This window comes from Pseudomonas sp. 6D_7.1_Bac1, assembly GCF_025465945.1.
GTDB lineage: Bacteria > Pseudomonadota > Gammaproteobacteria > Pseudomonadales > Pseudomonadaceae > Aquipseudomonas.
This window is the reverse complement of record NZ_JANLNW010000078.1, coordinates 159,676-182,744: the sequence shown is the minus strand read 5'-3', so window position 1 is coordinate 182,744 and position 23,069 is coordinate 159,676. Positions and strand designations below refer to the sequence as shown.

At 60.1% G+C, this 23,069-nt stretch carries 17 protein-coding genes; 6 read left to right on the top strand and 11 right to left on the bottom strand.

The genetic code is table 11. The features are described 5' to 3' along the window. Positions 1-191: 191 nt before the first annotated feature. The 3 genes from NTD87_RS24375 to NTD87_RS24365 form a co-directional block, all read right to left on the bottom strand. Positions 192-1,850, bottom strand: a complete 1,659-nt coding sequence (locus NTD87_RS24375) for a cation acetate symporter (protein ID WP_262116743.1) — start codon at positions 1,848-1,850, stop codon at positions 192-194. Continuing rightward, on the bottom strand, positions 1,847-2,158 hold the full coding sequence (locus NTD87_RS24370) for a DUF485 domain-containing protein (protein WP_019692327.1): 312 nt from the start codon (positions 2,156-2,158) through the stop codon (positions 1,847-1,849). The genes NTD87_RS24375 and NTD87_RS24370 overlap by 4 nt, the downstream gene beginning before the upstream one ends. Before the next feature lie 226 nt (positions 2,159-2,384). Beyond that, the gene (locus tag NTD87_RS24365; protein ID WP_262116742.1) at positions 2,385-3,233 is read right to left on the bottom strand and encodes a glycine betaine ABC transporter substrate-binding protein; all 849 of its coding nucleotides are present in this window, start codon (positions 3,231-3,233) and stop codon (positions 2,385-2,387) included. A 287-nt stretch (positions 3,234-3,520) separates the two neighbouring features. On the opposite strand from NTD87_RS24365, the gene NTD87_RS24360 reads away from it, so the two are divergent. Beyond that, the gene (locus NTD87_RS24360) at positions 3,521-5,116 is read left to right on the top strand and encodes a beta (1-6) glucans synthase (protein ID WP_262116741.1); all 1,596 of its coding nucleotides are present in this window, start codon (positions 3,521-3,523) and stop codon (positions 5,114-5,116) included. A gap of 121 nt (positions 5,117-5,237) precedes the next feature. On the opposite strand, the gene NTD87_RS24355 is transcribed toward NTD87_RS24360, so the two are convergent. After that, complete coding sequence (locus tag NTD87_RS24355) at positions 5,238-5,606, bottom strand: hypothetical protein (protein ID WP_262116740.1); 369 nt, start codon at positions 5,604-5,606, stop codon at positions 5,238-5,240. Positions 5,607-5,829: 223 nt separating this feature from the next. Between NTD87_RS24355 and NTD87_RS24350 the strand changes: the two genes are divergently transcribed. Together NTD87_RS24350 and NTD87_RS24345 are read left to right on the top strand one after the other, a co-directional pair. Continuing rightward, the gene (locus NTD87_RS24350) at positions 5,830-7,128 is read left to right on the top strand and encodes a serine/threonine protein kinase (protein ID WP_262116739.1); all 1,299 of its coding nucleotides are present in this window, start codon (positions 5,830-5,832) and stop codon (positions 7,126-7,128) included. Then, a complete protein-coding gene (locus NTD87_RS24345; RefSeq protein ID WP_262116738.1) occupies positions 7,121-7,912 on the top strand; it encodes a VacJ family lipoprotein in 792 nt (263 codons plus the stop codon). The genes NTD87_RS24350 and NTD87_RS24345 overlap by 8 nt, the downstream gene beginning before the upstream one ends. Before the next feature lie 144 nt (positions 7,913-8,056). Here NTD87_RS24345 and NTD87_RS24340 read toward each other — a convergent pair whose 3' ends face one another. From NTD87_RS24340 to NTD87_RS24320, 5 genes are all read right to left on the bottom strand, one after another. Continuing rightward, positions 8,057-8,971, bottom strand: a complete 915-nt coding sequence (locus NTD87_RS24340; protein WP_262116737.1) for a DUF808 domain-containing protein — start codon at positions 8,969-8,971, stop codon at positions 8,057-8,059. A gap of 72 nt (positions 8,972-9,043) precedes the next feature. After that, positions 9,044-10,606 (bottom strand): efflux transporter outer membrane subunit, encoded by a 1,563-nt coding sequence (locus tag NTD87_RS24335; RefSeq protein ID WP_262116736.1) that lies wholly within the window; start codon positions 10,604-10,606, stop codon positions 9,044-9,046. Next, positions 10,607-13,720 (bottom strand): efflux RND transporter permease subunit, encoded by a 3,114-nt coding sequence (locus tag NTD87_RS24330; RefSeq protein WP_262116735.1) that lies wholly within the window; start codon positions 13,718-13,720, stop codon positions 10,607-10,609. 5 nt (positions 13,721-13,725) lie between these two features. Then, complete coding sequence (locus NTD87_RS24325) at positions 13,726-16,791, bottom strand: efflux RND transporter permease subunit (RefSeq protein WP_262116734.1); 3,066 nt, start codon at positions 16,789-16,791, stop codon at positions 13,726-13,728. A 13-nt stretch (positions 16,792-16,804) separates the two neighbouring features. Further along, the gene (locus NTD87_RS24320) at positions 16,805-17,932 is read right to left on the bottom strand and encodes an efflux RND transporter periplasmic adaptor subunit (RefSeq protein WP_262116733.1); all 1,128 of its coding nucleotides are present in this window, start codon (positions 17,930-17,932) and stop codon (positions 16,805-16,807) included. A 261-nt stretch (positions 17,933-18,193) separates the two neighbouring features. Here NTD87_RS24320 and NTD87_RS24315 point away from each other — a divergent pair, with 261 nt between their 5' ends. Then, on the top strand, positions 18,194-18,802 hold the full coding sequence (locus NTD87_RS24315; RefSeq protein ID WP_262116732.1) for a TetR/AcrR family transcriptional regulator: 609 nt from the start codon (positions 18,194-18,196) through the stop codon (positions 18,800-18,802). A 109-nt stretch (positions 18,803-18,911) separates the two neighbouring features. Here NTD87_RS24315 and NTD87_RS24310 read toward each other — a convergent pair whose 3' ends face one another. After that, positions 18,912-19,370 (bottom strand): REP-associated tyrosine transposase, encoded by a 459-nt coding sequence (locus NTD87_RS24310; protein ID WP_262116731.1) that lies wholly within the window; start codon positions 19,368-19,370, stop codon positions 18,912-18,914. Positions 19,371-19,583: 213 nt separating this feature from the next. Further along, a complete protein-coding gene (locus tag NTD87_RS24305) occupies positions 19,584-20,024 on the bottom strand; it encodes a GlcG/HbpS family heme-binding protein (protein ID WP_262116730.1) in 441 nt (146 codons plus the stop codon). Positions 20,025-20,291: 267 nt separating this feature from the next. Between NTD87_RS24305 and gcl the strand changes: the two genes are divergently transcribed. After that, a complete protein-coding gene (gcl, locus tag NTD87_RS24300; RefSeq protein WP_262116729.1) occupies positions 20,292-22,067 on the top strand; it encodes a glyoxylate carboligase in 1,776 nt (591 codons plus the stop codon). Positions 22,068-22,204: 137 nt separating this feature from the next. Then, the gene (gene hyi, locus NTD87_RS24295) at positions 22,205-22,987 is read left to right on the top strand and encodes a hydroxypyruvate isomerase (RefSeq protein WP_262116728.1); all 783 of its coding nucleotides are present in this window, start codon (positions 22,205-22,207) and stop codon (positions 22,985-22,987) included. Positions 22,988-23,069 lie beyond the last annotated feature (82 nt).

Sequence of the window (23,069 nt, the reverse complement as noted above, 5' to 3'; positions counted from 1 at the left end):
GTAAATCAGACGCATCGTTCTTTCAGGTGCATCGTGCATGCAGGGTTTACGGCCGCTGCGCAGCCGAACGCAGCCTCGCAGGCTCGGCAGCTGCTACAAAGGTACTGCCCAAACAAAAATGCCCCGATCTCTCGACCGGGGCATTTCTATTTAACACAGCTTATATATAGAGGCTTATACAACTCTATACGTTAGTGCGACACCGCCCCGCTCGCGCCCAACCCCGTCTGCGAGCGAACGAATTGCGGGAAGAACAGCGCCCGCTCATTGTCCGCCGCAGCGGACTTGTCAGTGATGGAGAAGAACCAGATCCCGACAAAGGCAATGGTCATCGAGAACAGCGCCGGGTACTCATACGGGAAGATCGCCTTCTCGTGCCCCATGATCTGCACCCAAATGGTTGGGCCGAGGACCATCAAGCCCACCGCACTGACCAGCCCCATCCAGCCACCGACCATCGCACCGCGAGTGGTCAGCTTTTTCCAGTACATCGAAAGCAGCAGCACCGGGAAGTTGCAGCTGGCAGCGATCGAGAACGCCAGACCTACCATGAACGCGATGTTCTGGCTTTCGAACAGAATGCCCAGAACAATCGCCAACACGCCCAAGGCAATGGTGGTGATCTTCGAAACACGGATCTCATCCTTTTCGTTGGCCTTGCCCTTCTTGATCACACTGGCGTACAGGTCGTGAGACACCGCCGTGGCCCCGGCCAGGGTCAGACCGGAAACCACTGCCAGAATGGTGGCGAAGGCTACCGCCGAGATGAAACCGAGGAAGACACTGCCACCCACCGCATTGGCCAGGTGCACCGCCGCCATGTTGTTGCCACCGAGCAGCGCCCCTGTAGCATCCTTGAAGGCTGGATTGGTGCTGACCAACAGGATCGCGCCGAAGCCAATAATGAACGTCAGGATGTAGAAGTAGCCGATGAAGCCGGTTGCATACAGCACACTTTTGCGAGCTTCTTTAGCGTCACTCACCGTGAAGAAGCGCATCAGGATGTGCGGCAGACCCGCCGTACCGAACATCAGCGCCAGCCCCAGGGAAAATGCCGAGATCGGGTCTTTCACCAGACCGCCCGGGCTCATGATCGCTTCACCTTTAGGGTGAACCTTGATCGCCTCGGCAAACAGCGTGTTGAAGTCGAAGTTGACATGCTTCATCACCATCAGCGCCATGAACGACGCACCGGACAGTAGAAGCACAGCCTTGATGATTTGCACCCAGGTGGTCGCCAGCATGCCGCCGAACAACACATAGAGGCACATCAGGATCCCCACCAGAATCACCGCAACATAGTAATCAAGACCGAACAGCAGCTGGATCAGCTTGCCGGCACCGACCATTTGCGCGATCAGGTAGAACGCCACCACCACCAGCGAACCGCAGGCCGACAGCGTGCGAATCTGGGTTTGCCCAAGGCGGTAGGACGCCACGTCGGCAAAGGTGTACTTGCCCAGGTTACGCAGACGTTCGGCGATCAGGAACAGAATGATCGGCCAGCCCACCAGGAAGCCGATCGAATAAATCAGACCATCGTAGCCAGACGCGAACACCAGCGCGGAAATCCCCAGGAAGGACGCCGCCGACATGTAGTCACCGGCAATCGCCAGACCGTTCTGCAAACCGGTGATCTTGCCACCCGCCGCGTAGTAATCGGCCGCCGACTTGTTGCGCTTGGAAGCCCAGTAAGTGATGCACAGCGTTGCGCCGACGAACAACACGAACATCAGGATCGCCGAAACGTTGAGCGGTTGTTTGTGCACTTCGCCGGTGAGCGCCTCGGCCGCCCAAACGGCCGGTGCGAAGGCTGCAATGCCTAAAGCTGCCAATAGACGCCGGATCATTGCTGAGCCTCCTTGAGAATCGCATTGTTCAGGTCGTCGAATTCGCCATTGGCGCGTCGTACGTAGATGGCCGTCAGGACGAAGGCCGAAACAATCAGGCCGACACCAATCGGTATTCCCCAGGTAATCGAAGACCCGGGGCTGATCTTCGCCCCCAGCACATGCGGCCCGTAAGCAATCAGAAGAATGAATCCGGAGTACAGCCCAAGCATGATCGCCGAAAGAATCCAGGCGAACCTTTCCCTTTTACGAACCAGCTCCTTGAAGCGCGGGCTGTTTTGAATCGAGAGGTAAATGCTGTCGTTCATTGTTTTTATCCTCGCAGCACGGATTATTGTTGGAACATATCCACTTTATGCGGCTGCGGAACTGGTTCCAGACGACCTTAGTATTAGAACGACCTGACCATTTCGCCAATTTTCAATCGATAAAAATCAACAGTAATACGCCGTTAACCTGCCTGAAACACAAAGGGCCGCTTGGCATAACTGCCAAGCGGCCCTGAAAAGTGCTGACTAGACGCGCTAGATCAAATTACCGAGTCCACTCGGCGACGCGTTCCGGGTGTTTGGCCACCCAGTCCTTGGCCGCCACTTCAGGTTTGGCACCATCCTGAATGGCCAGCATGACTTCGCCGATTTCATCTTTCGACGACCACTGGAAGTTCTTCAGGAACTTCGCGACTTCCGGTGCTTTCTTCTCCAGCCCTTTGCTGCCGATACTGTTCACGGTTTCAGCGGCGCCATAAACGCCTTTCGGGTCGTCGAGGAAGCGCAGTTTCCACTTGGCGAACATCCAGTGCGGCACCCAACCGGTCACGGCAATGGACTCGTTTTTCTCTTCGGCGCGGGTCAGCTCGGCAATCATGGCTGCGCCAGAACTGGCCTGAAGTTTGTAATCGAGGCCGTAGTCCTTGATCGCCTGATCGGTTTTGAGCATCACGCCTGAACCCGCGTCGATGCCAACGATTTTGCTCTTGAAGGTGGTGTCTTCCTTCAGATCACCAATGGATTTGGCCTTGACGTATTCCGGCACGATCAAGCCGATTTTTGCGTCTTTGAAGTTAGGGCCGTAGTCGACCACTTTGTCCTTGTTCTTCGCCCAGTATTCGCCATGCGTCACTGGCAGCCAGGCTGAGAGCATCGCATCGAGTTTGCCGGTGGCCACGCCCTGCCACATGATCCCGGTAGCAACGGCTTGCAGCTTCACGTCATAACCGAGTTTTTGCTTGATCACTTCTGCAGCCACGTTGGTCGTGGCGACGCTGTCCGACCAGCCGTCGACATAACCGATCGTCACTGCCTTGCCTTCGGCGCTGGCCACAGTAGAGCTGATCGCCAGGACCAAAGCGGCACCTGCGCCCAAGAGTCGTCGCATCTTCATCGTTACTTCCCCGAAAGTGCTGCGCCCGACGGATGCCGAGCAGCGTCAACGTATTGTTATGGTGCACAGCGCCCCCATCACGCCCACCGCAAACTCGTTCGAACATCAGCGGAGTACTGATGCCTCGATAATCAACCTCGCGCCCAGAGCGACCTGCTCTGGCTGCGACCTCGAGGCAACGAGAAACGACATCAGAACGCCAGCAACCGTGACCTCGAAAAAGCCCCTGACAAATCCCGCCCGAACTTTGCATGTCAAAATCATGCAGGGCACCAAGCACGGGACAAATGCAGGTAAGATGCGCGGCTTTGTTCCCAGACGGCCTGACCATGCCCGCCACCTCGCGCTTCCCTTTCTTAGCTTATCTATTTGCCTGCCTGCTCGGCCTGTTCGCCCTGGGTGGTTACTGGTACGGCCTCGGTCAACCGGTGGTGTTGCCGGAAGTGGCCAGCGCCACGCACAAGTTGCAATGCGCCTCGTACACACCGTTCGACAAGGACCAGTCGCCATTCGACCAACCGTTCAAACTGCGCCCCGAGCGCATGGACGCCGACCTCGCATTGCTGGCCACCCGCTTCGAGTGCATCCGCACCTACTCGGTGAGCGGCCTGGAAGCACTGCCGGATCTGGCGCGCAAACATGGCCTGAAGCTGATGATCGGCGCCTGGGTCAACAGCAATCCGGTGGACACCGCCAAGGAAGTCGAACTGCTGATCGCCGAGGCCAACGCCAACCCGGACGTGGTCAGCGCGGTGATCGTTGGCAACGAGACCCTGCTGCGCAAGGAAGTCACCGGCGCACAACTGGTCAAGCTGATCAACCACGTCAAAAGCCACGTGAAACAGCCGGTGACCTACGCCGACGTTTGGGAGTTCTGGCAAAAGCACCCGGAAATCGCTCCGGCGGTGGACTTCGTGACCATCCATTTGCTGCCGTACTGGGAAGATCACCCTTCGAACATCGACGTCGCCCTGCAGCAAGTGGCCGCAGTGCGTCAGACGTTCGGCAAAATGTTCTCGCCCAAGGAAGTGATGATTGGTGAAACCGGCTGGCCGAGTGAAGGTCGCCAACGGAAAACTGCCGTACCGAACCGCGTCAACGAAGCGAAGTTCATTCGTGGTTTTGTGGCGATGGCCGAGCAACAAGGCTGGCACTACAACCTGATCGAAGCCTTCGATCAGCCATGGAAGCGCGCCAGTGAAGGTGCGGTCGGCGGCTATTGGGGGCTGTTCGACGCGGACCGCCAGGACAAGGGCGTACTGGCAGGCCCCGTCACCAACCTGCCGTTCTGGCCACAATGGCTGGCAGTCGGTGGCCTGATTTTCCTCGGTACGCTGATGCTTGGCGGCCGCGTACGCAGTACCCGTGCGGCGTTGATATTGCCACTGCTCGGCGCGGTCGCTGCGTGCTCTATTGGTACCTGGGGTGAACTGGCGCGCGTCACCAGCCGCTTTGCCGATGAGTGGATCTCGGCCGGGTTACTCACCGGTCTGAACTTTTTGGTACTGGCCCACGCGGCGTTGTTCCTGAGCGCCAGAACCGGTTGGCGCGAACGCGCCTTCAATGCGCTGGAACGTCGTGCCGGTTGGCTGTTGGCCGCTGCCGGGTTCGCCGCGGCAGTGATGATGCTGGCGCTGGTGTTCGAACCGCGTTATCGCAGCTTCCCAAGCGCCGCCCTGCTGCTGCCGGCGCTGGTCTATTTGATTCGCCCGGTCAGCGCACCGCGTCGGGAAATTGCTCTGCTGGCCTTCATCATCGGCGCCAGCATTGCCCCTCAGCTGTACCGCGAAGGCCTGTTCAACCAACAAGCCTGGGGCTGGGCGCTGGTCAGTCTGCTGATGGTTGCCGCGCTGTGGCGTAGCTTGCGGGTTCGCAAGGGTTAACTTGCAAAGCGCCTGTCGGCGCTATCGCGAGCAGGCTCGCTCCCACACTGGATCTGTGATTTACACAAAACCAATGTGGGAGCGAGCTTGCTCCGGGCGGCGATCCGACGATGACGGTATATCAGGCGCTACGGGACGCCCGGACCAACCGCAACCCCGCAATCACCACGGCAAACACCGCAATGCCGGTGTTGTACAAGGCCAACGCGGGAAAGCCGAACACCAGCGCCAGCACCGCCAGCCACCAGCCCGCTCGCCCTGGCAATACAAAGCCAAGCACCGCAGCGGCCAATGCCGCCCAGCCCATCACCTTGAAGTGAATCATCAAGCCCAGCGTTGAACGCACCTGGCATTCCCAACGGCTCGCCTCATCAAGGCAGAGCCCCACCCACTGCGCATCCTCCATCAGGACATAACGCAGGCCATAACTGGCGGCCAGCCAAAGCGGCAAGGCGATAAGCAAAACAATGACGGGCAGACGGCGGGACATGAAGCACTCCGATAAACGAAAACGGCGCCCAGCTTAATCGCCCGCCAGCGGTAAGCAAGCAAGACCATCAGAAAACTGTTCAGCCAATAGCTGCAAAGTGTATCGTCACGCCACTATTGATCCGAATTCAGCCGCTTTGGGGCCGCCGTTTGGCACTTAGCCGCAATACCGGTGGTCATAGCCTGCGAACCTCATCAGGCACCTTCTTCTAAGGGATTTAGTCATGCCCCGTTCCTTGCGCTTCGCTGCCTTGTTTGGCGGCCTTATCTTGAGTGCGTCCGCACTGGCGGCAGACATCGACGCCGTCAGCTATGGCTACCCCTTGACCAACCCGTTCGAGGCGACCATTGCCACGACCCCACCGGATTTGCGCCCCGAGCTGCCGTCCAATGACAAGATCGACCAGTCGGACTACACCCTGACGCTGCGCCCGGAACGCGAGTTTGACCTGCCGGACAATTTCTGGGCAGTGAAAAAGCTCACCTATCGCATGGCCACACAGGATCATGCCGCACCGTTGATTTTCCTGATCGCCGGTACGGGCGCCCGCTACGACAGCAGCATTAACGAATACCTGAAAAAGCTCTACTACAAGGCCGGTTATCACGTTGTTCAACTGTCCTCGCCGACCAGTTTCGACTTCATGAGCGCCGCGTCGCGCTTCGCCACCCCAGGCGTGTCCAAGGAAGATGCCGAAGACATGTACCGCGTGATGCAAGCGGTGCGCGCGCAAAACCCGAAGCTGCCGATCACCGATTTCTACCTTACCGGCTATAGCCTGGGCGCACTGGATGCGGCGTTTGTCAGCAAGCTGGATGAAACCCGACGCAGCTTCAACTTCAAGAAAGTCTTGCTGCTCAACCCTCCGGTCAACCTCTACACCTCCATCACCAACCTCGACAAGCTGGTACAAACGGAAGTCAAGGGCATCACCAACAGCACCACCTTCTATGAGCTGATGCTCAACAAGCTGACCCGGTACTTCCAGCAGAAAGGCTACATCGACCTCAACGACGCCCTGGTCTACGACTTCCAGCAATCGAAACAGCACCTGACCAACGAACAGATGGCCATGCTGATCGGCACTTCGTTCCGCTTCTCGGCGGCCGACATTGCCTTCACCTCGGACCTGATCAACCGTCGCGGCCTGATCACCCCGCCCAAGTTCCCGATCACCGAAGGCACCAGCCTCACGCCATTCCTCAAGCGTGCGCTGCAATGCGATTTCGATTGCTACCTGACCGAGCAGGTCATCCCGATGTGGCGCGCCCGTACCGACGGCGGCAGCATCTTGCAACTGATCGACCAGGTCAGCCTCTACGCGCTCAAGGACTACCTGCACGACAGCCCGAAAATCGCCGTGATGCACAATGCCGACGATGTGATCCTCGGTCCGGGTGACCTCGGCTTCCTGCGTAAAACCTTCGGCGACCGCCTGACGGTTTACCCTCACGGCGGCCATTGCGGCAACCTCAACTACCGCGTCAACGCCGACGCCATGCTGGAGTTCTTCCGTGGCTAAACACATTCTGCTTCTCGCTGCTTTGCTCAGCGCAGGCGGCTATGCCAATGCCGACAACAGCAAGGCCAACACCACGACCGTGGTTGATCAGGACGGCTTCACCGAGCCCATGACCAAGCTCAAGTTCAACCCGGGGCTGGACCAGCGCGAGTTCGAACGCTCGACCCTGAGTGCACTGAACGTCTATGACCCGCTGGAGTCGTGGAACCGTCGGGTCTACCACTTCAACTACCGCTTCGACCAATGGGTGGCCCTGCCGGTTGTTGATGGTTATCGCTACATCACGCCCAGCTTTCTGCGCACCGGCGTCAGCAACTTCTTCAACAACCTGGGTGACGTACCCAACCTGGTCAACAGCTTGCTGCAGTTCAAGGGCAAGCGCTCGATGGAAACCACCGGGCGACTGTTGCTCAACACCACCCTGGGTATCGGCGGCCTGTGGGACCCGGCCACCGCCATGGGCCTGCCGCGCCAGGTCGAAGACTTCGGTCAGACGCTGGGCTTCTACGGTGTGCCAGGCGGCGCCTACTTGATGCTGCCGCTCCTGGGCCCATCAAACCTGCGCGACACCGCCGGTCTTGCGGTCGATTACACGGCGGAGTCGGCGATCAACTTCCTGAACGTGTCGAAAGTCAGCGAAAACCACCCGGAAATCTGGGTCCTGCGCGGCATCGACAAGCGCTACCAGACCAACTTCCGCTACGGCCAGCTGAACTCGCCGTTCGAATACGAGAAGGTGCGTTACGTGTACACCGAAGCGCGCAAGTTGCAGATCGCCGAGTAATTTCATCAGCAACAAAAAACTGTCGGAGCGAGCCTGCTCGCGATAGCGGTCTGTCAGTCACATCTTCTTTGGATGTGCAGCCGCCATCGCGAGCAAGCTCGCTCCCACATTTGATCTGTATTGCCTATGGAAAATATCCAGAACTCAGCCTTTCAGCGCTTTCCAGATTTTGCTCACCACCATCACACCCGCCAAGACCACCGCACCGGCAACGATTCCCGCCACGGCGTTGAGCAAGCTCGGCACGATCCACGAGAAGCCGGCCGCGCTCTGGCTCACGCCTTCAATCCAGTGATGAACCACCGGCACGCCGTGGGTCAGGATCCCGCCGCCGACCAGGAACATCGCCGCCGTGCCGATCACCGAGAGGCTTTTCATCATGTACGGCGCCGCCCGCAGGATCGCGTTACCGATGCTTATGGCCACTTGTCCGGGCTTGCGGGTCAGCCACAGGCCGAGGTCGTCGAGCTTGACGATGCCCGCCACCAGGCCATAAACACCGACAGTCATGACAATAGCGATACCTGACAGCACGATCACTTGCTGCATCAGCGTGGCGCCGGCCACGATGCCCAGGGTGATGGCGATGATTTCAGCCGAAAGGATGAAGTCGGTGCGCACCGCGCCTGTGATCTTGTCTTTCTCGTACGCCACCAGATCAGTCGCCGGGTCAGCTACGGCTTCCACTGATTGCGTGTGATCCGCCTGATCTTCGGCCTTGCTGTGCAGAAAACTGTGCGCAAGTTTTTCGAAGCCTTCGAAACACAGATAGGCGCCGCCGAGCATCAGCAGCGGCGTCACCAGCCAAGGGATGAATGCACTGATGGCCAGGGCCGACGGCACCAGGATCAGCTTGTTGCGAAACGAGCCTTTGGCCACGGCCCAGACCACCGGGATTTCCCGTTCGGCACGTACGCCGGACACCTGCTGAGCATTGAGCGCCAGATCGTCACCGAGCACGCCGGCGGTCTTCTTCGCGGCCATCTTGGTCATCAGCGCGACATCGTCGAGTACGGCGGCGATATCGTCGATCAACACCAGCAAACTGCTTCCTGCCATGGGTCAGGCTTCCCTACACAAATAAAGTGCGCGGAGCATAACGCGCTCGACGCGAGGGAAGCGAGACACACCTCAGCGTTCGGCTTGAGGGCCGGAGGGCTCTTGCCAGCCCCCGCCCAGGCTCTGGAACAACGCCACGCTGCCCTGACTGAGCAAGCCTTGGGTATCGCGCAGACTCTGCTCGGCTTGCAGCAACACCAACTGTTGGGTCAGCACCGTCTGCTGGCTGACGGTGCCCGCGCGTTTTTGCGCCTCCTGGCTGCCGAACAGTTGCTGATTGCGCTGATAAATCTGCTCAAAGGCCTGGGCCTGGTTGTGCAGGTGATTGATCGCCGAGAGGTTGTCTTCTACATTTTGCAGCGCGCCGAGCACCGTGCCGCGATAGTTCGCGACATCCTGGTCATAACTGGCCTGGGCCTGCTGCACCGCGGCTTCCCGGGCTCCGCCTTCGAAAATGGTTTCGGCCAGCGCCGGACCGAGGGTCCAGATGCGGTTGGGCACGCTGAACAGGCCACCCAGCGCCGTACCGCGATAGCCGGCCTGACCGGTCAGATCCAGGGTGGGGAAAAACGCCGCCTCAGCCACGCCGATCTTCGCATTCGCCGCCGCTGCCACTCGTTCGGCGGACACCACATCGGGACGGCGCTGCAACAGGCTGGACGGAAGGCTCAGCGGCGGCATGGGCAGCACGAAGCGATAGTTCGCCGTGGGCGGCAGATTGAATTGCGCGGGCGCCACCCCCACCAGCACCGCCAGCGCATGCTCGAACTGTTCACGCGAGCGCTGTGCGGTTTGCAAGGCTGCGACCACGCTGGTCAACTGATCCTGGGCCACCAGCAATTGATCGTTGGTCGCGGTGCCCTGTACGGTCTGAACCTGAATCATCTCCAGCAACTGCTGATTGATCGTTTGTTGTTGCTGCAGCAGACCAACGTCGATGTCCAACTGACGCAAGCCCAGGTAGTTACTGGCGACACTGGCGCTGATGGACAAGCGCACGCCCGCCAACAACGCATCGGACGCCTGGGCCGACGCCTGACTCGACTCGATGCCGCGGCGCACCAGCCCCCACAGATCCGGCTCCCAGCTGGCACTCAAGGTGGCACTGACCGTTTGCACGACACTGCCGGAACTGCCGCCCGTGGTTGCGCTCGAACCCGTGCCGCTACTGCTACTGCCTCCACCCACAACACCCCGCGACCCGGACAGCCCGACACCCACCGTCGGCCATAACGCGGCCCGGCTCGATGCCACCTGAGCCTGGGCCAGTCGCCAGGCGGCTTCAGCGGCGATGATCGACTGGTTGGCCTTGGCCGAACGTGCAATCAGATCATTGAGGATCGGGTCCTGGTAGGAAAGCCACCACTGGCTGTCCAGCGCGCCTTGCGGATTGGCCTGCGCACGTTGCCATTGCGTACCCTCCTTGAAACCCGTCGGCAATTCGATGGCCGGCTTGTGGTAATCAGGGCCGACCATGCAACCGCCAAGCGTCAGACCAAAGACAACCACTGCCCACCGTAGCAGCTGCCGAAGGCTGCGTTCGATCGCGCAGCGGTCGCCAAAAGGCTGACGGCGACTTCGTCCCCGAACGCAGCCTTCGCCAGCTGCTACGAGGAATTTGTGTTCACTGCCCATTCATGTCTCCTTGCGTCGGCGCCCCAGGCGCTGGGACGCCCGGTCGAGCCAGAGATAGATCACCGGGGTGGTGTACAGCGTCAGCATCTGGCTGAACACCAGCCCGCCGATAATCGATATACCCAACGGCCGACGCAGCTCCGAGCCGTAGCCGCTACCGAGCACCAGTGGCAACGCGCCGAGAATCGCAGCCAGCGTGGTCATCATGATGGGCCGAAAGCGGATCAGGCACGCCCGGCGAATCGCTTCTTTGGCCGTCAGGCCCTGATCCCGGCGCTCGGTGATCGCGAAGTCGATCATGATGATCGCGTTCTTCTTGACGATACCGATCAGCAAAATCACCCCCACCAGCGCAATGATCGACAGCTCGGTGCCGGTAAACAGCAAGGCGATCAGCGCCCCTACACCGGCCGACGGCAAGGTCGAAAGGATCGTCAGCGGGTGTGTCAGGTTTTCATAGAGCATGCCCAGCACGATGTACACCGACAGCAGCGCCGCGACGATCAGCAACGGCTCGCTGGCCACCGATGACTGGAACACCTGCGCCGTACCCGCGAACTGCCCGACCACGCTGGCCGGCATCCGCAGCTGCACCACGGCGTTGTCCACCAGTGCCGTGGCCTGGCCGATGGACACGCCGGGGGCAAGGTTGAACGACGCCGTCACCGCCGGAAAAGTCCCTTGGTGGCTGATGGAAATGGCCGTGCGATCCACCGAGTAATCGGCCAGCGCCGATAACGGCACCAACTGCGGGTTGGCGCTGGCGCTCAGGTTCGGCGCGACACTGCTGCCCTTGCTCACCGCAACAGCCCCCACCGGTACATAGATTGAGGTGAGCGTTGCCGGGTCGGTCCAGTATGGCGGCGCCACTTCCATCACTATGTGGTATTGATTGGCGGCGCGGTAAATGGTCGACACCTGGCGCTGACCAAAGGCGTCGTAAAGGGTCTGGTCGATGGCCGAAACGCTGACGCCGAGCCGAGCCGCCGTATCGCGATTGATCTTCACGTTGGCCAGCAGGCTGTTGTCCTGCTGATCGGTGTTGATGTCAGTCAGTTGCGGCAGCGTATGCAACACCGCCAGCACCTTGGGCACCCATTCATCCAGCGCGCTCTGGTCATCGGCCGTCATCGTGTACTGGTACTGCGCGCCACTCTGGCGACCACCGACGGTGATGTCCTGAGCCGACTGCAAATACAGGCGCGTGCCCGGCATCTCGCCAAGGGTGTGGCGGATCTGTGCGATCACCTGATCGGCGCTGTCACGGCGCTCGGCCAGTGGCTTGAGGGAAATGAACAATTGCGCCGTGTTGATCGCCCCACCACCGCCCACAAAACCGCCAACCGTCAGTACGTTCGGATTGCCCAGTACCTTCTGGTTGATCTCCCTGAAACTGCGTTGCATCGCCGTGTAGGAAACGCTTTGTGGCGCCACAATGCTGCCGGACAGACGCCCGGTGTCTTCCTGTGGAAAAAAACCCTTGGGCACCAGCACATACAACACACCGGCGAACACGATCACCAGCAGCGTAAGCAGGCCCATCAGCATCGAGTGATCGATGACCCAGCCGAGGGTACGGTCGTAAAACCGGTGAAATCGCGAGTCAGGTTGATCGCCGCCCTTCGCCGCTTGCTCCTGAGTACGCAGCAATAGGCTGGACAACATCGGTGTAACCGTCAGCGAGATCAGCATGGAAATCATGATCGCCACCGACAAGGTGATCGAAAACTCGCGAAACAGCCGCCCGACAATCCCGCCCATCAGCAGCAATGGAATGAACACCGCCACCAGCGACACGCTGATGCTCAGTACGGTGAAGCCCACCTCCTGCGCGCCCACCAGGGCTGCGTGCAGACGACTCTCGCCTTTTTCCAGGTGACGCATGATGTTCTCGACCACCACGATCGCATCGTCCACCACGAACCCGGTGGAAATAGTCAGCGCCATCAGCGACAGGTTGTTCAGGCTGTAACCGAGAAAATACATCGCCCCAAAGGTGCCCAGCAGCGACAGCGGCACCGCAATGGCCGGCACCAGGGTGCTGCGCCAATCGCGAAAGAACCCGAACGTCACCAGCGTCACCAGCACAATCGAGGCAATCAGCGACAGCTCGACATCGTGCAGCGACGCACGAATGGTGGTGGTGCGGTCCATCAGGATATCGAGTTTGATGCTCGCCGGAATCGAGCTTTGCAGGAACGGCAGCTCGGCTTTCACCGCATCCACGGCGTTGATGACGTTCGCCCCTGGTTGTTTGAACACCACCAGCAGCACCGCTGACTTGCCGTTGGACAAACCGAAGTTGCGTAAATCCTCGACGTCTTCGCGTACATAACCAAGGTCGGAAATGCGCACCACATCGCCGTTGTGCTGCTTGACCACCAGCGGCGCGTAATCATCCATCCTGTAGAGCATGTCGTTAGCCGCAATCCCCTGGGATTGGCCTCCGACAGCCACCGAACCCTTGGGCAGGTTGGCGTTGGAGGAAGCAATCACCGCTCGCACCTGCTCCAGGCTGACGCCGTAGTGGTTGAGGCGATCCGGGTTCAGCTCAATGCGCACCGCCGGCAAGGCGCCGCCACCGACGATGACGTCGCCGACGCCGCTGGTTTGCAACAAGCGCTGTGCAAGCAGGGTCGAGGCGACATCGTACATTTGCCCCGGTGTGGCGCTGTCCGAGGTCAGGCTGATCACCAGGATCGGCGAATCGGCGGGGTTGACCTTGCGGTAGGTCGGGTTGCCTGACAGGTCACTCGGCAGGTTGGTTCGCGCCGCGTTGATCGCCGCCTGCACGTCCCGCGCAGCGCCGTTGATGTCGCGGTTCAAATCGAATTGCAGGTTAATCCGGGTCGCGCCCAATGTACTGGACGAGGTCATCTGGGTGACGCCGGCGATCTGTCCGAATTGGCGCTCCAGTGGCGTTGCCACCGAACTGGCGACGGTGCTCGGGTCGGCGCCGGGCAGCGATGCACGGACGCTGATGGTCGGAAAATCCACCTCTGGCAATGGCGCCACCGGCAGCAGTAAAAACGCCAGTACCCCTGCCAGCGCCAGCCCCGCCGCCAGCAGGGTAGTGGCAATCGGGCGCTGGATGAACGGCGCGCTGAGGTTCATCGCCGTCAGCCTTCAACGACCGAACGCCGCCCACTGAAGCGGCGTTCCAGCCCATGCATGGCGAGGAAAATCACCGGTGTGGAGAACAGCGTCAGCAATTGGCTGAGCAGCAAACCACCGATAATCGCGATCCCCAGCGGATGCCGCAGCTCCGAGCCGATCCCCGTACCCAGCGCCAGTGGCACCGCACCGAACAGCGAGGCCATGCTGGTCATCAGGATCGGCCGAAAACGCAGTTCGGCCGCCTGACGAATCGCCGCCTGCGCACTCAAACCGCCCTTGCGCTCCAGCTCCAGGGCGAAATCGACCATCATGATGCCGTTTTTCATGACGATGCCGATCAGCAGCACGATGCCGATCAGGCCAATGATGTCGAACTGCGTGCCGGTGATCAGCAGCGCCAGCAACGCACCCAGCGCTGCCGACAGCAAGGTCGAAAGAATCGTCACCGGGTGCACGAAACTTTCGTAGAGAATCCCCAGCATCAGGTACACCACGACAATCGCCGCGAGCACCAGAGACACCTGATTGGAGAGTGACGCCTCAAAAGTCGCCGCCGCGCCCTCCAGCGATGCCTGAACAGTCAGCGGCAAGCCGAGTTGCGCCTCGATGACCTTGAGTTGGCTCACCGCTGCGCCCAGGGTCTGACCGGGCGCGAGGTTGAACGACACGTCGGCGTACGGAAACTGCCCGAGTCGGTTGATGGTAATTGGCGTGCGCACCAGCTGCATATTCGCCATGCTCGACAACGGCGCCACCCCGCCACGTGGAATGTCCACATACAAACCGGTGAGCAGATCGGCCAGATTGTGCGGCGGGCGATCGGTGGCCAGCACCACGTGATACTGGTTGAGCTGGGTGTAGAGGGTCGACACCTGACGCTGACCGAACGCGTCGTACAGCACGTCGTCGATGGCTTGCGGGGTAATGCCCAGACGCGAAGCCGTGGCGCGGTCGAAGGTCAGCTGGATTTGATTGCCGAACTGCAGCGCCTGGCTTTGCACATCGGTGAACATCGGGTCGTGCTTGAGCGCCGTCAGCATCTTGCCGGTCCACAGCGCCAACACCTGCGGGTCGGTGGCTTGCAGGCCGACGCGATAGCTGGTGGTCGACACCGTGGCATCCAGGGTCAAGTCCTGCACCGCATGCAGGTACAGACGAATACCGGCGTCATCGCTGTTCGCATCCGAGAGCCTGCGGATCACCGCCGCACTGCTGTCGCGCACACCACGGGGCTTGAGGTTGATCAGCAGGTTGCCCTGATTGATCGTCGGGTTGGTCTGGTCGATGCCGACAAAGGACGACAGGCTCTCGACCGCCGGATCACGCAGAACCCTCGCCGCCAGTCGTTGCTGCTCGACCTGCATCTGCTGGAACGAAATGGTCGGCGAGGCCTGGGAGATGCCCTGAATCAGTCCGGTGTCCTGTTCGGGAAAAAAGCCCTTGGGCATGACCACGATCATCAACAGGGTCAGCATCGCGGTGCAGACCACCGAGATCAGCGTCAGCAACTGGTGTTCCAGCACCCAGTCCAGACCGCGCAGGTAGTGGCCATTGATCCGGTCGAAGAAGTCGACCCGCCGTTCCTGCTGCCGGGGCTTGAGCATCCGCGCGCACATCATCGGCGTCAGGGTCAGCGAGATCAGCGTAGAAATAATGATGGTCACCGCCACGGTCATGGCGAACTCGCGAAACAACCGGCCCACCACATCCCCCATGAACAGCAGCGGAATCATCACCGCAATCAGCGCCACCGACAGCGAAATGATGGTGAAGCCGATTTGTGCCGAGCCCTTGAGCGCGGCCTGCAGCGGCGGCTCTCCGGCCTCGATGTAGCGCGTGATGTTCTCGATCATGACGATAGCGTCATCGACCACAAACCCAATGGCGATGGTCAGCGCCATCAGCGTCAGGTTGTTCAGAGAGAAACCCAACGCGTAGGCCACCGCCAGCGTACCGATCAGGGTCAGCGGCACCGTCACGGCGGGAATCACCGTTGCCGGGATCTCACGCAGGAAAACAAATATCACCAGCACCACCAGCACCACCGCCACCGACAGTTCGTACTGCACGTCGGTGACCGAGGCGCGGATGGTCTGGGTGCGGTCGGTGAGCACGGCGACCTTCAGGGTGCCGGGCAGACTGGCACGCAGCTTCGGCAACAGCTGCTGGACCCGGTCGACCACATCAATCACGTTGGCCCCCGGCTGGCGCTGGATGTTCAGCAGAATCGAAGGCGTGCTGTTGGTCCAGGCCGCCTGACGCGGGTTCTCCGGCCCCTGAATGGAACTGGCGATTTGCGCAAGACGAATCGGCGCGCCGTTTTTATAGGCAATCACCAGATCGTGATATTCATCCGCCGATTGCAGCTGATCGTTGCCGCCAATCGAGTACGCCTGGAACTTGCCATCGATGTTGCCCTTGGCCTGGTTGACGTTGGCATTGCCCAGCGCCGTGCGCAGATCTTCCAGTGACAGGCCCAGGCTGTTCAGCGCTGAGGTATTGGCCTGAACCCGCACCGCAGGGCGTTGACCGCCGCTGATAGTCACCAGGCCGACACCGGTAATTTGCGAGATTTTCTGCGCCAGCCGAGTATCGGCAAGGTCTTCGATTTTGGTCAGGGGCAGTACGTCGGAGGTCAGCGACAAGGTGAGCACCGGGGCGTCCGCCGGGTTGACCTTGCTGTAGACCGGCGGGTACGGCAGGTTCGTCGGCAGGAACGTCCCGGCCGCGTTGATCGCCGCTTGCACCTCTTGTTCGGCGATATCCAGCGACAGGGCCAGATCAAATTGCAGGGTAATCACCGAGGCGCCATCGGAGCTGGTGGAGTTCATCGACTTGAGCCCCGGCATCTCGCCGAGCTGGCGCTCCAGTGGTGCGGTGATCGACGAACTGACCACCTGCGGACTGGCGCCGGTGTATTGGGTAAAGACCTGAATGGTCGGGTAATCGACCTCGGGCAGCGCCGACACCGACAGCAAGTGATAACCCAGCATCCCCAACAGCAACACCGCTACCATCAACAGCGTGGTGGCGACCGGCCGCTCGATAAAGGGCCGCGAGACGTTCATGGCTGGCGGCTGTTCATTGGGCGACGACCTTCACGGGTGAGCCGTCATCAAGTTTGTCGGCGCCCTCGGTGATCACCTGCTCGCCGGGCTTGAGACCGTTATCGAGAATGGCCGTGACATCGCCCATCGAAGGACCTGCCTTGATGTTGCGCAGGCTGGCCTTGTCACCATTGACCACGAACACGAAGTCGCCTTTGCTGCCATGTTGAATCGCGGTGGTCGGCGTCACCGGCACCTGGATGAGGGTGTCGGCCTTGAGCCGGGCGTTGACGAACTGGTTGGGAAACAACGCATTGCCGGAGTCGTCGAACTGCGCCTTGACCTTGATCGTGCCGGTACTGGTATCGACCTGGTTATCCAGCGCCAGCAGGTTGCCGGTGCCTAGCAGGCCGTGCTTGTTGCGGTCGTAGGCCAACACCGTCACCGGCCCTTTGGCCATCGCCTGGCCGATCGCTCCCAAGTCATCCTCGGGCACCGCAAACACCACCGTCGCCGGGTGCATCTGGGTAATCACCGCAATGCCCGTGGTACTGGTGGTGGTCACGTAGTTGCCCGGATCGACCTGCCGCAAACCGACCACGCCATCGACCGGTGAGGTGATGGTGCAGTAACTCAACTGGACTTCAAGGTTCTGCACATTGCCTTGATCGGCAGCGACCGTGCCCTGTTGCTGCTGTACCAGGGATGCCTGTGTATCGAGGGTTTGCTGGCTGGTGGAGCCGACCTTGATCAATTCGCGAAAACGCGCCAGATCACGTTGGGAGTTGCTCAATAGCGCTTGATCATGGGCCTGGGTGCCTTTGGCCACTGCCAGTTGTGCCTTTAGCTCCCGGTCGTCGATCCGCGCAATGACCTGCCCCTTGCGTACCTGCTGGCCCTCCTTGAACTCGACCGAGGCAAGAATACCGTCGACCTGCGTCACCACGGTCACACTGCGGGTGGGTGTGACCGTACCCAGGGCGTCGATGTACACCGGCATATCCTGCAAGGTCACCGCCGAGACCGCTACCGGCTCGGCAGGCGCTGGCGGCTTGCCTTTGTGTTGCCCGCTCTCCCGGTAAAACCACAGCGCGGCAGCCAACACCACCAGCAGCAAGCCCCAGATCACCAGAGCGAATTTGCCTCGCTTGCTCTTCACCACGGTTTCTCACTCAAACGGGCTGAACATCGAATGCAACGATGCAAGTGAATGCCAGGGCCGTTTACGCAGGAGAACGGCCAAAGGCCTGATCGCTGATTTGAACTTTAGCAGTGCGCCTGCCGTTCACCCGCCAATCTGCGCGTTTGTTCAGCGCCGCGACAGGCTCAAACGATGAGGGCCGGCAGGCGGCATTCTTGAGCGCCGCGCGAGGCCGGTGCTACCATGCGCAACCGCCAGCACAGGCAAGGAATCACCTGGTTTATGAGCACTATCCGCGAGCGCAATAAAGAACTGATCCTGCGTGCCGCCAGTGAAGAGTTTGCCGACAAAGGCTTCGCTGCGACCAAAACCAGTGACATCGCGGCCAAGGCGGGGTTGCCCAAGCCCAACGTCTATTACTACTTCAAATCCAAGGAAAACCTCTACCGCGAGGTCCTTGAAAGCATCATCGAGCCGATCCTTGCGGCCTCGACGCCATTCAATGCTGATGGCGTGCCGAGCGACGTGCTCAGCGGCTACATTCGCTCGAAAATTCGCATCTCCCGTGACCTGCCGTTTGCATCCAAGGTGTTTGCCAGCGAAATCATGCACGGCGCACCGCACCTGAGCGCCGACCTGGTCGAACAGCTCAACAGCCAGGCCAAGCACAACATCGACTGCATCCAGACCTGGATCGATCGCGGCCAGATCGCCCCGATCGACCCCAACCACCTGATGTTCAGCATCTGGGCCGCGACCCAGACCTACGCCGACTTCGACTGGCAGATCTCCGCCGTCACCGGCAAGGCCAAGCTGGATGAAAGCGATTATGAAGCGGCAGCGCAGACCATCATTCGGTTGGTACTCAAGGGCTGCGAGCCTGACAGGTAGACCGAGTCGCGCCCATCGCGAGCAAGCTCGCTCCCACAAGGGATTTGTGAACACAGGAGATCCACTGTGGGAGCGAGCCTGCTCGCGATGGGGGCAACTCGGTTTTCAGTCAAATCCAGGCAGCATCCCACAGCGGATAATCGCCCAGTCGCTCCACCAATCCCGCGCGTAATGGATTTGCCACGATGTACCGAGCCAACTTTATCAAGTCGTCCTCACGGCGCAGCGCTCGGTCATGAAAGCCTTGCTGCCAAAGGTTGATCTTACGACCGGTGGACCGGTTTACCGCTTTGGTACTCAACGATTTGGTCTTTTGCATCAGCCCACTCAGCGACCCCTGCTGCAACTCGACCAACCAATGAAAGTGATCGGGCATGACAACCCAGGCCAATGAGTTAGCACAGCCTTGATCCTGCGCGGCGCGAAATTGTGCAACGACTAATCTGCCCAAGACAAAGTCGTTGAAAACAGGTTCTCTTCCGAATGTGTTGGCAGTCAGCAGGTAAATCCGGTGGGGTTCGGCAAAGCGGCCGACGCGCAGACGATGTGAAGCGGGAATATCAGGCATTCCTTCGCCCCTTGCATGATTAAGTCATGAACAAGGCTAGCTCCGCGAATGCCGGAAAGCGGGACAGACTTTTAGCTGGATGTGTCTGGTGGAGAGTCATCGCGAGCAGGCTCGCTCCCACAGGGATTGCTGGTGTACACATATTTTGTGTTCATCCCAAGTCCACTGTGGGAGCGAGCCTGCTCGCGATGGCGGTAGATCAGTCAGCACGCATCAGGCAGTCACACCCGCATCCGCCTGCAACCCCTGCGCCTCGATGGCGCTGATCGCGCATTGTTCGTCGATGTCCGAGGTGTCGCCGCTGATGCCAATCGCCCCCAGCACAACCCCATCCTGATCACGAATCAGCACCCCGCCCGGCGCGGGTACGACGCTGCCCTGACCCAGGCTGTTCAACGCAGCGATAAACGCCGGGCGCTGCTGCGCGTCCAGCGCCAACAGCCGCGAGCCCTTGCCCATGGCGATCGCGCCCCAGGCTTTGCCAATGGCGATTTGCGGACGAAGCAGGCTGGCGCCGTCTTCGCGTTGCAAGCTCAACAAATGCCCGCCGGCATCCAGTACTGCAATGGTCAGCGGTGCCGCGGCGATCTTGCGCCCCGCAACGATGGCCTGACCGGTGAGGCTGACTGCGACTTTCAAGGTTAAAGCGCTCATGGTGCCGTCCTTATCTTGTTATGGGAAAGCCTTGGGGTTTCTGCTTGTTGAGAAGCCCGATACGACAAATAGAACACAATGAATTATTTTTTTGTATACAATAATCCTCGAAAAGCAGCTCATGCGACGAAACGCCACAGTATTTATGGCCCTCCGACGAATGAAACAGCCGCTTGAGAAAATGGATTGACCTGCGCCGTCCGCCGTGAATACACTCTGCGCAAAGCCACTTGTATACAATTACAAAACGTAAAGAGGCACAAAACCATGAGCAAAATGAGAGCAATCGAAGCCGCCGTTCTGGTGATGCGCCGTGAAGGGGTTGATACCGCTTTTGGCATCCCGGGTGCCGCAATCAACCCGCTGTACTCCGCCCTGCAAAAGGTCGGCGGCATCGATCACGTCCTCGCTCGCCACGTTGAAGGCGCCTCGCACATGGCCGAGGGTTACACCCGCACCAAGGCTGGCAACATCGGCGTGTGCATCGGCACCTCCGGCCCTGCCGGCACCGACATGGTCACCGGGCTCTACAGCGCCTCGGCCGACTCGATCCCGATTCTTTGCATCACCGGGCAAGCACCCCGCGCCCGTATGCACAAGGAAGACTTCCAGGCCGTTGACATCACCACCATCGTCAAGCCGGTGACCAAGTGGGCAACCACTGTCATGGAACCAGGCCAAGTACCTTACGCGTTCCAGAAAGCCTTCTATGAAATGCGCTCCGGCCGCCCAGGCCCGGTGCTGATCGACCTGCCATTCGACGTGCAGATGGCGGAAATCGAATTCGACATCGACGCTTACGAGCCACTGCCACTGGCCAAACCCGCGGCAACCCGCAAGCAAGTCGAGAAAGCCCTGGCCATGCTCGATCAGGCTGAGCGTCCATTGTTGGTGGCCGGCGGCGGCATCATCAACGCCGATGCCAGCGATCTGCTGGTGGAATTTGCCGAGCTGACCGGCATCCCGGTTATCCCGACCCTGATGGGCTGGGGCACGATCCCGGACGATCACCCGCTGATGGTCGGCATGGTCGGTTTGCAGACTTCGCACCGTTACGGCAACGCCACCATGCTCAAGTCCGACGTGGTGCTGGGCGTCGGTAACCGTTGGGCCAACCGTCACACCGGTTCTATTGACGTGTACACCGAAGGCCGCAAATTCATTCACGTCGACATCGAGCCGACCCAGATCGGCCGAGTGTTCACGCCGGATCAGGGCATCGTTTCCGACGCTGGCCTGGCACTGAAAATGTTCATCGAAGTGGCCCGCGAGTGGAAAGCCGCCGGCAAGCTGAAGGACCGTAGCGCCTGGTTGCAAGACTGCCAGCAGCGTAAAGCCAGCCTGCACCGCAAGACTCACTTCGACAACGTGCCGGTCAAGCCGCAGCGCGTGTATGAAGAGATGAACCAGGTGTTTGGCAAAGACACCTGCTACGTCAGCACCATCGGTCTGTCGCAGATTGCCGGCGCGCAGTTCCTGCACGTCTACAAACCGCGTCACTGGATCAACTGCGGTCAGGCAGGCCCTCTGGGCTGGACCATTCCGGCAGCGCTGGGCGTGGTCAAGGCTGACCCGAGTCGCAAGGTTGTGGCACTCTCGGGCGACTACGACTTCCAGTTCATGATCGAAGAACTGGCAGTGGGCGCGCAGTTCAAACTGCCGTACATCCACGTCGTGGTGAACAACTCGTACCTGGGGCTGATCCGTCAGGCCCAGCGCGGTTTCGACATGGACTACTGCGTGCAGCTGTCCTTCGACAACCTCAACGCACCGGAGCTCAACGGCTACGGGGTTGACCACGTCGCGGTTGCCGAAGGCCTGGGTTGCAAGGCATTGCGCGTGTTCGAGCCGGCTGACATCGCCCCTGCCCTGCGCAAGGCGCAAGAGCTGATCGAGGAGTTCAAGGTTCCGGTGATCGTCGAGATTATCCTGGAGCGCGTGACCAACATTTCCATGGGCACCGAGATCAACGCCGTCAACGAATTCGAAGACCTGGCGCTGGTCGGCGCCGACGCACCGACTGCGATTTCGTTGCTTGACTAACGGTTGAACGATACCCGTGTGGGAGCGAGCCTGCTCGCGATGAGGCCGGCACATTCAAGTTCCATGCTGTCTGGCACACCGCTATCGCGAGCAGGCTCGCTCCCACAGGGGCCTTCACAAATTTACAGGAGACCACCATGCCGCGTTTCGCAGCCAACCTGTCCATGCTGTTTACCGAGCAGGATTTTCTTGCCCGCTTCGAAGCTGCCGCCAAAGCCGGCTTCAGTGGTGTCGAATACCTGTTCCCGTACGACTTCAGCTCCGCCGAAATCAAGGCACAACTGGATGCGCACGGCCTGACCCAAGTGCTGTTCAACCTGCCGGCCGGTGACTGGGCCAAGGGTGAACGCGGGATCGCCTGTCATCCGGATCGCGTGGAAGAGTTTCGCGCCGGCGTCGATCTGGCGATCGCTTATGCTCAAGTCCTGGGCAACACCCAAGTGAACTGCCTGGCCGGTATCCGCCCACAAGGCGTCGACGATGCCACCGTGGAAAAGACCTTTGTCGCCAACCTCAAATACGCCGCCGACAAGCTGCAAGCGGTGGGTATCAAGCTGGTGATGGAAGCCATCAACACCCGCGACATCCCGGGCTTCTACCTGAACAACACCGCTCAGGCGTTGTCGATTCGCGAACAAGTGGGCAGCGCCAACCTGTTCCTGCAATACGACATCTACCACATGCAAATCATGGAGGGCGACCTGGCCCGCACCATGGCCACGCACCTGGGCGAGATCAACCACATTCAACTGGCCGACAACCCGGGCCGCAACGAGCCGGGCACCGGTGAAATCAACTACCGCTTCCTGTTCGAACACCTGGACCGCATCGGTTACCAGGGCTGGGTCGGCTGTGAATACAAGCCGCTGACCACCACTGAAGCGGGTCTGGGCTGGTTGAAAACCCATAACGTAATTTGAAGTGATTCCCCCTGTGGGAGCGAGCCTGCTCGCGATAGCGATGTACCAGTCAACACAGATGCTGAATCTGACGGCCTCATCG

Excerpts from the sequence above, each read along its gene's own strand:
- NTD87_RS24375 (WP_262116743.1), bottom strand. The coding sequence starts at position 1,850 with ATGATCCGGCGTCTATTGGCAGCTTTAGGCATTGCAGCCTTCGCACCG.
- NTD87_RS24370 (WP_019692327.1), bottom strand. The coding sequence starts at position 2,158 with ATGAACGACAGCATTTACCTCTCGATTCAAAACAGCCCGCGCTTCAAG.
- NTD87_RS24365 (WP_262116742.1), bottom strand. The coding sequence starts at position 3,233 with ATGAAGATGCGACGACTCTTGGGCGCAGGTGCCGCTTTGGTCCTGGCG.
- NTD87_RS24360 (WP_262116741.1), top strand. The coding sequence starts at position 3,521 with ATGCAGGTAAGATGCGCGGCTTTGTTCCCAGACGGCCTGACCATGCCC.
- NTD87_RS24355 (WP_262116740.1), bottom strand. The coding sequence starts at position 5,606 with ATGTCCCGCCGTCTGCCCGTCATTGTTTTGCTTATCGCCTTGCCGCTT.
- NTD87_RS24350 (WP_262116739.1), top strand. The coding sequence starts at position 5,830 with ATGCCCCGTTCCTTGCGCTTCGCTGCCTTGTTTGGCGGCCTTATCTTG.
- NTD87_RS24340 (WP_262116737.1), bottom strand. The coding sequence starts at position 8,971 with ATGGCAGGAAGCAGTTTGCTGGTGTTGATCGACGATATCGCCGCCGTA.
- NTD87_RS24335 (WP_262116736.1), bottom strand. The coding sequence starts at position 10,606 with ATGGGCAGTGAACACAAATTCCTCGTAGCAGCTGGCGAAGGCTGCGTT.
- NTD87_RS24330 (WP_262116735.1), bottom strand. The coding sequence starts at position 13,720 with ATGAACCTCAGCGCGCCGTTCATCCAGCGCCCGATTGCCACTACCCTG.
- NTD87_RS24325 (WP_262116734.1), bottom strand. The coding sequence starts at position 16,791 with ATGAACGTCTCGCGGCCCTTTATCGAGCGGCCGGTCGCCACCACGCTG.
- NTD87_RS24315 (WP_262116732.1), top strand. The coding sequence starts at position 18,194 with ATGAGCACTATCCGCGAGCGCAATAAAGAACTGATCCTGCGTGCCGCC.
- NTD87_RS24310 (WP_262116731.1), bottom strand. The coding sequence starts at position 19,370 with ATGCCTGATATTCCCGCTTCACATCGTCTGCGCGTCGGCCGCTTTGCC.
- NTD87_RS24305 (WP_262116730.1), bottom strand. The coding sequence starts at position 20,024 with ATGAGCGCTTTAACCTTGAAAGTCGCAGTCAGCCTCACCGGTCAGGCC.
- gcl (WP_262116729.1), top strand. The coding sequence starts at position 20,292 with ATGAGCAAAATGAGAGCAATCGAAGCCGCCGTTCTGGTGATGCGCCGT.
- hyi (WP_262116728.1), top strand. The coding sequence starts at position 22,205 with ATGCCGCGTTTCGCAGCCAACCTGTCCATGCTGTTTACCGAGCAGGAT.